Origin of the sequence: Shewanella pealeana ATCC 700345 (genome assembly GCF_000018285.1) — a bacterium.
GTDB classification, from domain to species: Bacteria; Pseudomonadota; Gammaproteobacteria; order Enterobacterales; family Shewanellaceae; genus Shewanella; species Shewanella pealeana.
In genome coordinates this window covers 923,885-937,109 of record NC_009901.1, presented here as the reverse complement: position 1 = coordinate 937,109, position 13,225 = coordinate 923,885, and the positions used below count along the sequence as shown (strand labels likewise).

The window sequence follows — 13,225 nt, the reverse complement described above, 5'->3', positions numbered from 1 at the left end:
ACTCAGAAAAATAAGATTTCGCCTAGTCCGTCTCAGTGAGTGCAGGCTTTACGTTAAGGTCGCCGACCCCAGCGCTAAGTGCCAGCAGTGACCCCATAAATAAAGGCCCATGCGATGAAACAAATAATAATTGATGGCAAGTCCCTACTAGCCAATCAGCAAGACACCCTACTCGATGCAGCACTAAGCGCAGACATCGCTATTCCGAATCTTTGTAAGAGCAAAGCCAGCTCTTTGGTCCATGACAGCAAACAGCACTGCAACCTTTGCCATGTAGAGCTTGTTGGCCCTGATAACAACATCCTCAATGTGCGCGCCTGTGAGACACGAGTTGCTGACATCTATGAGCAAAACATTGAAGTCATCACCCAGTCTGCAGCGCTGAGCAAACAGCGCAAGGCCGCACTACAAGTGATTTTGTCAAATCACTTCGCCGACTGTGAAGCGCCGTGCCAAACTGCCTGCCCTGCTGGCGTCGATGTGCAGTCCTATCTGTATCATATTGCTCAAGGTGACCACAGCGAAGCGGTTAAAGTCATTAAGCAGACCTTACCTTTGCCACTGTCTATTGGCCGTGTCTGCCCCGCTTTTTGTGAAACAGAGTGCCGCCGCGGACTCGTAGATGAGCCTGTCGCTATTCGCCAATTGAAGCGCCACGCTGCCGACTTAGATCTTGAGGGCGAGAGCCCGTATGTGCCTCCTAGAGCGCCTGCAACCAATAAGAAAGTCGCCATAATAGGCAGTGGCCCAGCAGGTATTTCTGCGGGTTATTACCTATCTAACAACGGCCACGACGTGACGATTTTTGAGTCTATGCCACAAGCGGGCGGCTGGTTACGTTATGGCATTCCTGAGTACCGTCTACCTAAAGCCATTCTCGATAAAGAGATCGCGCTGCTGTGTAAAAACGGTCTCAATATTCAAACCGACACCCGCCTTGGCCGCGATATCCACCTTAACGGCTTGATTGAAGGCTTTGATGCGGTCTGTTTAGCGATTGGCGCGCAAAAAGCCGTGCCAATGAACTACCCAGGTATCGAACTCGATGGCTGTTATTTAGGTGTGGATTACCTAAAAGATTACTGCACCAACAAGCAATATGTGACGGGCAAGAAGGTTGCCGTTATCGGCGGCGGTAATACGGCCATTGATTGCGCCCGCACCGCTAAACGCGATGGCGCAGATGTGACGCTTGTCTACCGTCGTACTCGCGACGAGATGCCAGCCGAAGACTATGAAATTCATGAAGCCGAGCAAGAAGGGATTAAGTTCCACTTCTTGACCAACCCGATTGAGAATCACAGCGATGATAACGGCCGAGTGGCCAGCGTTACCTTTGAGGTCATGGCACTTGGCGAGCCAGATGCCTCCGGTCGTCGTAGCCCAGTAGCGACTGGTGAAACCTTTGTCGAAGCATTCGATACGGTGATCCCTGCGGTGTCGCAAACTCCTGACATGGACTTTCTTGAGCACCCTCAGAGCCAGCTAGCCACTGGTGAAGTCGCACTAACCCGCTGGAACACCTTCGAAGGCTGTGAGCACACCATGTCGGCGGGTCAATCTGCCGGGCTAGATAAACTCTTTGTCATCGGCGACTCACGCACAGGCCCTGCAACGGCAGTTGCCGCCGTTGCTGATGGTCGCAAGGCTGCCGATGCTATCGAGAAACTACTAAGCCAAGGGCTAACTTGTGAGCTAGTAAAGCAGGCATTTAATTCGACCAAGGCGGCTAAAACTAGCAGCCTTAAATCATTTAAAGCCGACGCACTTTATCCGTCGACTCAGGCGCAGGCTCGCAGCAAAATGCCTGAGCTCAATGAGCTGCAACGGGCGTTAAACTTCAGTGAAGTCGAGCTGGGGTTTGAAGCCGATGAAGCCATGAAGGAAGCGGCGCGCTGCCTTGAATGCGCCTGTCAGGCCAACACTGATTGCAAGCTACGTGATTACGCTACCGAATATAAGGTTCAGGCTTCTGAGCTAGATACCAGCGCGGCGCAGCAGTTTAGTGTCGACACCAGTGCACCATTTATCACCTTCGATGCTAACCGCTGTATCAGCTGTGGTTCATGTGTAGAGATCTGTCATAGTGCCAGTGGTCATAACGCCATCTCGTTTGCCAAAGATCATTACCAAGCCATCCCTATCTCTTGTGATAGCTCATGTGCCAGCTCATATGCCAGCTTACGTGATAGTGATGAGCGTAGAGCGCCGCGTGTCGGCTTTAGCGCCTCGATGAACGACAGTGACTGCGTACAGTGCGGTAACTGCGTGCAAGTGTGCCCAACGGGTGCATTAGTCGATGCCCGTAATAAGACCCAAGGTTTAACTACGGCGCAAAAGGCTCCGCTTAAAACGGTATCCACCATCTGTACCTACTGCGGTATCGGCTGCCGAATCAACATGCATGTCGATGAGCAGAAGAACCAGATTTTACAGATCAGTGGCGATGCGTCATCACCAGTAAACGATGGCATGTTGTGCGTAAAAGGTCGCTTTGGCTTTGACTTCGTTGGCAGTGACAAACGCCTAACCACACCGCTTATTCGTAAAAATGGTGAGCTAGTTCCTGCAAGTTGGGATGAAGCCATATCTGTCATTGCTCAGCGCTTTACCCAGATAAAACAAGTCTATGGCAACAAGGCGATTGCAGGACTTTCTTCTGCCAAAGCTACCAACGAAGATAACTACGTTTTCCAGAAGTTCTTCCGTAGCGTGCTGGGTAATAACAACGTCGACCACTGCGCCCGTCTTTGCCACGCATCAACGGTAACAGCCCTGCGTGAAAGCCTTGGCAGCGGCGCGATGACAAACGATATTCCGAGCATCAAAGATAGTGACCTTATCTTTATCCTTGGCTCAGACACCGAAAGTGCTCACCCAATCATCGCCTCTAAGATCAAACAAGCGCTGAAAGAGCATGGTGCACGCCTGATCGTTGCCGACCCTAAACGTGTCTCTATTGCCGATAAAGCTCAGCTTTATGTGGCACAAAGACCGGGTTCAGATGTGATGCTGCTTAACGCGATTATGCAGCAGATCATCAAGAATGATTGGCATGACTTAGATTACATTCAGGCTAGAGTCGAAGGCTTCAGTCAGCTCTATGATGAGGTGATGAGCCCTGATTACAGCCCGAAAAATGCTGAGCTAATCACTGGGGTTAGCGCTAAAGATATTATCGAAATGGCGCGCCTTATCGGTACCGCAGAGAAAACGGCGGTCTATTATGCGATGGGGGTCACCCAGCATACTTCGGGCCACGATAACGTTACCGCGATATCTAACCTGCAGCTATTGTGCGGAAATATCGGCCTTAAAGGCGCTGGCATTAACCCACTTCGTGGCCAGAGTAACGTACAGGGTGCCTGTGATATGGGCGCGCTGCCCAACTACTTCAGTGGTTATCAGAAACTTGATGATCCGTTAGTGCAGATGCGCTTCCGTGAAGCTTGGGGCAAAGAAGATCTTTGCGCCGATATTGGTTTTTCTGCAACAGAGATGATGCATGCCCTGACACACGGCGAGCTAAAAGGCTTATATGTGATGGGTGAAAACCCAGTGCTAAGCGATCCTGATCAGAAGCATGTCCTACAAGGCTTAGCTGCCGCTGAATTTGTGGTGGTGCAGGATATCTTCCTAACCGAAACTGCCGAGCTAGCCGACGTAGTCCTGCCTGCCGCAGCCTTTGCCGAGAAGCTAGGCCACTTTACCAATACTGAGCGCCGCGTACAGCAGCTGCTGCCTGCGGTAACACCACCGGGATTAGCCAAGAACGATTGGCAGATCATCCAGCTAATTGCTAGCCAAATGGGCGAAGACTGGGGCTACCAAAATGAAAGACAGATCTGGCATGAGATCACCGAAGTGACACCACAATACCGTGGTATTACTTGGAAAGTGATAGATAGCCTAACGGAAAATGGTCGTCTAGGACTGCAGTGGCCATGCCCGGCAGAAGGTCATCCGGGTACACCAATTCTGCATACATCTCTGTTTACTCACGGCAAAGGTAAGATGCGCCCAGTGCACTACCGCCTACCCGCTGAGATGCCATGTGACGAGTATCCACTGTTCTTGTCGACAGGCCGTTTGTTGGAGCAGTTCCACACTGGCACCATGACCCGTAAAACCGAAGGCCTTAACCAACTCGGTAGCGCCAAGGTGATGATCTCGGTATTCGATGCCGAGAAGCTTGGGGTGAATAACGGTGACATGCTAAAGCTAAGCACAAGGCGCGGCGAAATTGAGATCCAAGCCTTCGTCACCAAGCGTGCCCAAGCAGGCGTATTATTCCTGCCGTTCCACTTTGTTGAATCGGCAGCCAATAAGCTTACCAACAACGCACTCGACCCTGTGGCGAAAATCCCTGAGTTTAAGGTGTGTGCTGTCAAAGCTGAAAAAGTGGCTGAAAAGCTAGCCGAGGCAGAACTCGTCTAGCTAGAATCATAGTCGATCAAAAAAGGCGGTAAGAGCATGCTCTTACCGCCTTTTTATTTTGTATGACTAAGCAAGGCTAGCCAGCAAACGCACCGATAAGCGCGCCAGTAACACCAAAGCCTGCCACTAAGATAAAGATATTCGGCTTAAAGATTTTAAACAGACCAAAACCTAGCACTACCAAGGCCATATCGAGTGGCGATAGTACTGCACTGATAAATATTGGATTATAAAGCGCCGCCAACAAGAACCCCACCACACAGGCATTCACACCCGCGATTGCGCCTGTCACCTGTGGCCTAGCGCTAATGGCATGCCAGCTTTTGAGCGCCACCAGCATCAATAAAAAACCCGGCAAGAAGATAGCGAGAGTCGCGACTAAGGCACCAACGAGCGGTTGTTGCACCCAGATCTCTGCGCCCAAAAACGCCGCGAGGGCAAACATAGGCCCCGGCACGGCCTGAGCTAAGGCGTAACCCGTTAAGAATTGGTCACTACTGACGGCATCGCCGACACTTTGCTGCAACAGTGGCAATACCACATGCCCGCCACCAAACACCATACTGCCTACTTGATAAAACTGGCTAAACAGCTCAGTTAAACTCCCAATGCCCGCCTGCTTCGACAAGCCAATCATCACCAGAGATGCAATCAATAATCCACAGAAGATACTCAACCAGAAGAAGTTAAGCTTAACGCTTGGCTGGGCTGCTTCTGGAGTTTGAACCTGCTCGCCAGGCAGCCCCGATAGATAGTAGCGTCCCACTAATGCAGCAGCTATCAGCAAACCAAATTGCATCAACATCGAAGGCTGCAGCAAGATAATCACGCAGCTCGTCACCATTAACAGCTTGGCCTGTTTGCGCTGACAAAACTGCTTAAACATGATCCAGATAGCGTCTGCCACCACGACCACGGCTAATAATTTGAGGCCATGAATGATGCCCTGGGTAAAAGAGTAATCCAGCCATTGGCTACTGGTCACCGCCAGTAAAAACAGCAAGATAAACGAGGGAAGCGTAAATCCAACAAAGGCTGCGACTGCACCTAATAATCCACCACGGTGATAACCTATGGCAAAGCCGACTTGGCTTGAACCCGGCCCAGGCATAAATTGACTCAATGCGACCAAGCTGCCGTAGTGTTTGTCATCGAGCCAGTTAAGCTCTTGCACAAAGGTCTGTCTAAAGTAACCGATATGCGCCGCAGGTCCACCAAATGACACTAGGCCTAACGAAAAGAAACGAAGAAAAATTTGAAACATAGCTCCCCAAAATAGCCGTCAAAAACTAAGCGACTCTTAATCATTTTTAATAGCTAGATAGTATGACATTAAGGTTACAGTTTAATGAAACCTTAACCGTCAATTCAGCACGTAAATACTTGCTCAAATAAGTGCTCAAAATGGCGCTCAATATGAATTAATCTAAAACCAGCTGGTCAAAATCAGCCAAGGTCTGGCGCTTACCTATGGTGCCCTCTAACCAGTCGAGCACTTCAGTCGCCGTGGTTCTGTATGTCGTAAGCTTGCCGCCATATAGGCTGAGTAGATTGGGATGACTTGGCTGAATTTTCAGTATGGTGTCTCTTGGGCGATCGAATGCCTTACCCGCCTGCTTCGGCAATACTCGTACTCCGCAAAAGCTATCAAGCACCCGGGTCTTTAACACTTCCACGTCACCAAAGCAGCAAAAGTAATGGCTATAGATCCCCAGTAGGTAATTCACCTCTTCCGGCGTCACTTTAGGTTGGCTACCCAGCGACGACAACAATGTTTCGGTGGTGCCAATAAGGGTGCGGCCCTTCCAAGGCATCACAAAGATTACCCGCTTGTCGAAACACGACTCCAGATAGAGAATGCCGTCATTGGCAGGGATATCGAGCAGTAGATGGCTGCCCTGCACCCACTCTATCGGCACAGATGCTATCGGTGGAGAAACTGTTTCAAGCACCTGATTAACCCATGGTCCAGCGGCATTCACCACGGCTAGCGCTTCAACCTCTTGCTCCATGGATGAATATTGATATCGCACCAAACTGTGCCCTTGTAGATGTTCAATATGGGTACATTGAGCATATTCCAGCACATCCGCCCCAAGTGAGCGCGCACTCTTAATCACGGCTTGGGTCAACATCTTATCGTCGGTTTGTGCATCCCAATATTGATACACCGCCTTGAGGCCTTTGAGTTTTAGGCCTTTAATTTTCGACCAATTCACACAGGGAACAGACTTGAATTGCCCAAGGGCATCGAAATCACTCAGCATGGCATATAGGCTCAACCCAGCCCTTATTGCCCAAGGACTACGACGACTATTTTCATAAACGGGAATATAGAATGGGATGGGATTAACTAAGCTGGGAGCAAGCTTTAGCAGAGCCTTGCGCTCGGCCAGAGACTTTCTCACTAACGGCAGTTGGCCTGACTCTAAATAACGCAGCCCACCATGAATGAGCTTACTGGAGTTGGCGGAAGTCTGGCCAGCAATAGTCTCTCTCTCAAGCAATAACACACTATAGCCCGCGGCTGCCGCGCACTGGGCAATACCGGCACCATTGATGCCCCCGCCTATGACTAGAAGATCCACTGTCGCCATTTCAGCTCCTTGAATTAGAGTCTTGCCTTGCTCTCACTAGAATGAATTCTCTGTATGCTTGAGAGCGCTACACTCTGCTCTACCGTTGCCCAAGCAGGTTCTAGATAAGCCTATTTAGTAATCATCAACATGTATGACTCCAACATACTTGTGTTAATGATAAAAATCGATGCTTTAATTGCCCCGCTTTAGCGAAGAGACCACTCGAAGGGACTTTCTAGAGGGAGTATCCAGAAAGACTATCTAGTAACCGACTAAAAATTGTTATCAAGAGTTTCAATCAATGCCTCCCCAAAATAACCAAGGGCGATTTCATCGCTCAATTAAGGTTATAAAAGCACTTGTTTCATCATTAGAATTATTAATCTAAAGATGATTGCATTTCGCTTTGCAATGGCATAAATTCCAATCGAATTTGAAAGTTCCTACTGTTTCTATGTATTAATTTTTTCAAACGACTCTTATGTTATCAAGGATGTTTAAGATGAAGTCTCTAGCCGCTGTTTGTCTATTGTTCGCAGGAAGCGCGGTTGCGCAATGTGATAATAAAACCCATATTGTTGACATTCCCTATGCTAAAAACAGCTCCTATTTTGAGGGCCATTATGCCTCTCTGCTCGATAAGCTTGCTCGAGATCCCCAAGCTGGTACAGGCTATTTACTGCTTCAGTTTGATGTCAGTCAAAATCAGTCGTCTGAAGAGAAGCGTAAGTACAATAAGTGGTTAGCAGAGCGTCGTATTGAAAGAGTCAAAAACCACCTTAACAAGGCGAACTACCCAGCCCCTGTTATCACCCGTATATTGACCGCAAGTAATGATGCGACTCGAAGCGTATCGGTTGTTTGGTGCCCCGATGAAACTGACTACCAAACTATACAGGTCGCCAGCAAAGCCGAGTAAACCGACATTAATGCCAGATACGGTATATAGAGGCATGAGTTGAGGCATTAGTGGGAACTGTGATGTAAACCAAGCAAGTCGGCAACAGACTCGCGACTAAATATATCGCCTTAGCACTTACATCAACAACAGCTTAATCAAGCTGTTGCAATTATTGCAGAAAGTTTAATTATTCAGCAAGAAACTAGCCCTAGTTCCCAAATGTTATTTCTTCGAGATTCCCACCACAAAAACAAAACATTAATTTAGCAACCGCGAATCATTAACGTAGAGTACTAGCAACGTTTAACTCATGGCCAATCAATCTGTCGGAGTTCCTATGCATAAGTCTATTATTCTCTTTATTGCCCTTTTACTATCAAGCCTCTCTCTCCCCAGTTTTGCCACTACGGAATCGACTGCGACAAACAATCTCTGGCACTACACCAATGCTCAGGGGGAGCTTAAGGTTAAACTCTATTTCTTCTGGTCTAAGACCTGCCCCCACTGCGCCGAGGCTCACCCCTTTATAGACAGCTTGCCCGAGCGCTACCCCTGGCTAGAGATTGAAGATCATATGATCACTGCGCCAGACACCATGGAAGTATGGCAACAAGTTGCTAAACAGACAGGCACAGAAGCGCGCTCCGTACCCTACTTTGCTAGCGGTGAAAAAGCCGTAGTCGGTTATAGCAGTCAGGCCGTTACCGGTGAGTTTTTAGTTCAACGGCTAAAATCTTATTACGTATCCTTAGGTGGTAAATTAGCCCCTGAAGCCGAAGGCCAATATCCAGTAGTGGCGCCCGCTTCAGTTGGGTTATTTACAACCTGCAGTGAAACTGATAGCAAAGCTGGCAGCGATGGCACCTGTGATTTAGGCCTAGACACGAACAACGAAATTGCCAGCTCAGACGTTCAACCTGTTGAACTTCCACTAGTGGGCGTAGTGCACCCAGAGCAGATGTCGTTACCGTTACTGACTGTGGTGCTAGCGGGAGTCGACGCTTTCAACCCATGCGCCTTCTTCGTATTACTGTTTTTGCTGTCGATTATGGTCAACGCTAAGAGCCGTACCCGCATGCTGATTGTCGGCGGGATCTTCGTGTTTTTCTCAGGTTTTATCTACTTCATCTTTATGAGCGCATGGCTCAATATCTTTCAGCTTCTTGGTGCAGGCAGTGATGGTGGCTGGATTATTCTCGGAGCGGGTATGTTGGCGCTCGTTGCCGGGGCAGTAAACATCAAAGACTATTTCTTTACCAAGGGGGAAGTCACCCTTTCTATGTCGGCCGAGAACCGTACAGGCTTGATAAAACGTATGGGCAAGTTAACCAGCGCCAGCAGCATGACGGCCATGATTGCCGGCACTGTAGTGCTGTCGATCTTAGCCAACGCCTATGAGCTGCTGTGCACCGCAGGCTTCCCGATGATCTACACCAGCGTTCTATCGATGCATGACTTAGATACGTTCGAGCGCTATATGTATTTGGTGATGTATAACGTGGTTTATGTCATCCCGCTAGCCGCGATTGTTATCGCCTTTAGTGTATCGCTTGGTAAGCGCAAGCTCACAGAGAAAGAGGGCCAAACCCTTAAGCTAATGTCGGGCATTATGATGATGGGCCTAGGTGGCATGTTAGCCGCCGACCCAACGGCGCTGCAGAATGTCGCCTTAGCGATAGGACTTATCTTAAGCTCTATCGTGTTGACCATTATCATTACCCTTATTCGTAAGAGTATTGAGAAGGCTCAAACTGCAAAATCATAGCGTAAATGAATAAAGGTCTTAGCTTATGATTAAGCTAAGACCTTCGTTTTCTAAAACAATGACCTAGCTCCTAGGACGCTTTGCTGCGAGGATGGGCTAAAGCCCAACCTACAGAAGAGAATATGTTTTCTGGCTGCTCTTCTTTGCTTTTATCATCTTTGCTCTTTCTTAGCTTTACCGCTTTTTCCGTGAGCGCAGCGCTCCGTAAGTGACGCAGTCACGTTCCCTAGGCTGCTGGCCGTCAGGCTCTTCCCGTCTTAGCTTGAACCATCTTCGCTCTTCCTAGGACCTAGAACCTGCTTTTCCTAGGTTCCTCTTAGCTCGTGCCGTCTTGGCTTTAAACCGATACACTCTGTAACAACGCAGTCCTCAAGTCCCTTACGACTGAGCCGATAACTAAGTAACATTAACGAGTAATCAACTTATCGAGGCCGATATGGCTATTTCACTGTCTGCACCTAATATTGATCCTAACTTGAGCCATGGTAGCGTTGGCGTCAAAGTCGCGCAAATGGCTAAAGCACAACAAGAGATGCAAGGTGAAATGGCGCTGCAATTGATTAATGCCGCCATGCCTGAAGTACCAGCCGCGCCTGTAGGTAACAGTGGCCATAATATCAATACCACGGCCTAAAGATTTACAACGTCAAGCTTCTCTCGTAGTTAGTCGTAGGAGCTAAATCAGCTACGATTTAAAGAGCTTGATGCTCAGAGCAATAACGATCTCTGCCGCTAGACTTGGCTTGATATAACAGCTTATCAGTCATCTCTAGCAGCTGAGCAGGAACCATTCCCTCTTGCCACTGCGCCACGCCTTGAGAGACGGTAACATAGCCTGAAACTTTCGAGCTTGGGTGGTGCAGTTCAGCATCCGATATTGCCAGTTTAATCTTTTCGGCGACTCGAATAGCACCGCTTAAATCGGTATCAGGCAGCGCGATAACAAACTCTTCTCCGCCGTAACGAGCCACCAGATCCCTTGGTCGCTCTAGTGCACTATTCAATACTGCTGCAATTTTTGTTAAATGCTTATCACCTACTTGATGACCAAGGCTATCGTTAAGCGGTTTAAAGAAATCCACATCAACCATGATGATAGATAACGGTTGCAGAGTTCGAAGTGATGCTTTTATCTCTTGAGTTAATACATCATCAAAGTGACGACGATTACTAATATTGGTCAAGCCATCAATTAAAGCCAAACGTTTAAACTGCTGTAACAGCTTCTTGTTTTCGATGCTGCGTGTGACCGCCTTAAAGAACCAGCCTGAGATAATTTTCTGGCCTGATATAAGAATGCCTAAGAAACATAAAATTTTAGGGATGGAATAAATCAATGCACTGGGATAATGAAAAGAATGATAAACAACGCTAAAGACTAGGAATGGTAAGATCCCTAATATCATCACATTTCGATTCGGAAAGAGTGCTAGCGAAAATACAAAAACCAACACGTGCGATAGAGAGCCTAAACCCGGCATGCTATGCCCTACTTTCAAAGCGAAGCTTATAAGCACATAACACCATGACATAATGAGCAACACGAGGTAGAAATAAGTTTGACTCATCGTGACCAAAAACAAAGTTCGATACTTTAACCACGCAAGACCACTTATGATAACGGTCATAAGTGGCGCAAACTTGGAGTGCAGCTCGATAAATTCGACGTTATCGCCAATAAAGTTATATCTACTGATTAATACTACAAATGCTAGAACGCAACTAATATATGTCGCCCAGATAGTGCCACGCTTGATAATGATGAAGGTTTCACGCTTCAATTGCGCTTTGTATTGATGTGACTTCAGAACTGGATCCATTGATGGAAAGGCTGACTATATTTAGCCTATAAGAAATGTCACTATTAACGGAGCTATTAATACTGTTAAAGCATAAAAAAAGCCAGCATTTGCTGACTTTTCAATAAGAATTTGCTATCTAGGCAGCAATATTGCCACCCGCCGACTCATCGATATCGTGACGAATTAAGTAATCAAATGCGCCTAACGATGCGGTTGCTCCGCTGCCCATGGCAATGATGATCTGTTTGTAGGCCGAGTTAGTCACATCACCCGCCGCAAAAATACCCGGCACAGAGGTCTCGCCTTTGCCGTCGACAATGATTTCGCCGCGCGCCGTCATATCGATAGTGTCTTTAAGCCACTCAGAGTTGGGTACTAAACCTATCTGCACAAATATTCCAGCAAGCTCAACATGATGGCTTTCGCCTGTCGCTCTGTCGGTATAGTTAAGGCCGTTAACGCGCTTACCATCGCCAGTGACCTCGGTTGTCATTGCTTGGGTGATGATATCGATATTGCCCATAGACTTAGCTTTGCGCTGCAACACTTCATCGGCGCGTAGACTGCTATCAAACTCAAGCACAGTAACGTGTTCAACAATATTGGCTAAATCGATTGCCGCTTCGATTCCTGAGTTACCGCCACCTATCACCGCAACGCGCTTGCCTTTGAACAGTGGACCATCACAGTGTGGGCAGTATGCAACGCCACTGCCGCGATATTCTTGCTCACCTGGCACGTTCATTTCACGCCAACGAGCACCGGTTGCTAGCAATACTGTTTTGCTGCGCAGTACCGCGCCATTTTCTAGTTCCAGTTCGAATAACTCACCAGACTTAAGGCTTAAGGCACGCTGGTTGTTCATGATATCGACATCATATTCATGTACGTGGGCTTCAAGATTTGCCACCAGCTTTGGACCTTCGGTCGCTTTAACAGAGATGAAGTTCTCAATGCCAACAGTTTCAGCAACCTGACCACCAAACTTGTCTGCTACAATACCGGTGCGCAGACCTTTACGTGCCGCGTAGATTGCCGCCGATGCCCCCGCTGGGCCACCGCCAATTACTAATACTTCGAATGGCTCTTTCTCGTTTAGCTGCTCGGCTTTTCTACCTGCTGCGTTTACATCAAGCTTATTTAAGATCTCAACCGTGCTGATAGCGCCCATTGAGAACTGCTCACCATTTAAGTACACAGATGGCACCGCCATGATGTTGCGCTCATTCACTTCGTCTTGGAACAGTGATCCGTCGATCATCACGTTAGTGATATTTGGGTTAATTGCCGCCATCATGTTCAGCGCCTGAACCACTTCAGGGCAAGTCTGACAACTTAGAGAGACGTAGGTCTCGAAGCGATACTCACCCGGTAGCTGACGAATTTGCTCAATCACATCGGCTTCAAGCTTGATTGGGTGGCCGCCACTGTGCAGAAGCGCAAGTACCAAAGAGGTAAACTCATGACCCATAGGCAGGCCTGCAAAAGTAATTTTGCTATTCAATTGCGGGTTAATTACCGACATTGATGGCGTACGCTCGCCGACTTGATCTGTTACAGAGATAAGTGAAGACAGGCTATCGATATCCGTAGCTAACGACTTAAGCTCTTGAGCTTTTTTACTGTCATCAATAGAAACAACCAGCTCAACTGGATGCTTGAGGTTCTGCAAATAAGTGTTCAGTTGATTCTTTACGTTTGCATCTAACATGATGACTCCTAAATATCTTAAAACTAATCT

General features: G+C 48.0%; 8 protein-coding genes. 4 read left to right on the top strand and 4 right to left on the bottom strand.

The window, feature by feature from the left end:
- Positions 1-114 precede the first annotated feature (114 nt).
- Positions 115-4,437, top strand: coding sequence for a formate dehydrogenase subunit alpha (gene fdhF / locus SPEA_RS03975; protein WP_012154017.1), 4,323 nt, complete (start codon positions 115-117; stop codon positions 4,435-4,437).
- Between the two features lie 76 nt (positions 4,438-4,513).
- Here the strand turns inward: fdhF and chrA are convergent, their stop codons facing one another.
- A complete protein-coding gene (gene chrA, locus SPEA_RS03970; protein WP_012154016.1) occupies positions 4,514-5,701 on the bottom strand; it encodes a chromate efflux transporter in 1,188 nt (395 codons plus the stop codon).
- 157 nt (positions 5,702-5,858) lie between these two features.
- Complete coding sequence (locus SPEA_RS03965) at positions 5,859-7,034, bottom strand: glycerol-3-phosphate dehydrogenase/oxidase (RefSeq protein ID WP_012154015.1); 1,176 nt, start codon at positions 7,032-7,034, stop codon at positions 5,859-5,861.
- 484 nt (positions 7,035-7,518) lie between these two features.
- On the opposite strand from SPEA_RS03965, the gene SPEA_RS03960 reads away from it, so the two are divergent.
- The 3 genes from SPEA_RS03960 to SPEA_RS03950 all read left to right on the top strand — a co-directional run bounded on the left by SPEA_RS03960 (position 7,519) and on the right by SPEA_RS03950 (position 10,316).
- Positions 7,519-7,935 carry a hypothetical protein gene (locus SPEA_RS03960; RefSeq protein ID WP_012154014.1) on the top strand — a complete coding sequence of 139 codons (417 nt, stop codon included), beginning with the start codon at positions 7,519-7,521 and terminating at the stop codon, positions 7,933-7,935.
- 319 nt (positions 7,936-8,254) lie between these two features.
- Positions 8,255-9,682, top strand: coding sequence for a thioredoxin family protein (locus tag SPEA_RS03955; RefSeq protein ID WP_012154013.1), 1,428 nt, complete (start codon positions 8,255-8,257; stop codon positions 9,680-9,682).
- 436 nt (positions 9,683-10,118) lie between these two features.
- Complete coding sequence (locus SPEA_RS03950; RefSeq protein ID WP_012154012.1) at positions 10,119-10,316, top strand: hypothetical protein; 198 nt, start codon at positions 10,119-10,121, stop codon at positions 10,314-10,316.
- Between the two features lie 58 nt (positions 10,317-10,374).
- On the opposite strand, the gene SPEA_RS03945 is transcribed toward SPEA_RS03950, so the two are convergent.
- Both SPEA_RS03945 and ahpF read right to left on the bottom strand, forming a co-directional pair.
- A complete protein-coding gene (locus SPEA_RS03945) occupies positions 10,375-11,502 on the bottom strand; it encodes a GGDEF domain-containing protein (protein WP_012154011.1) in 1,128 nt (375 codons plus the stop codon).
- A 118-nt stretch (positions 11,503-11,620) separates the two neighbouring features.
- Positions 11,621-13,195, bottom strand: a complete 1,575-nt coding sequence (gene ahpF / locus SPEA_RS03940; protein WP_012154010.1) for an alkyl hydroperoxide reductase subunit F — start codon at positions 13,193-13,195, stop codon at positions 11,621-11,623.
- Positions 13,196-13,225: the final 30 nt, after the last annotated feature.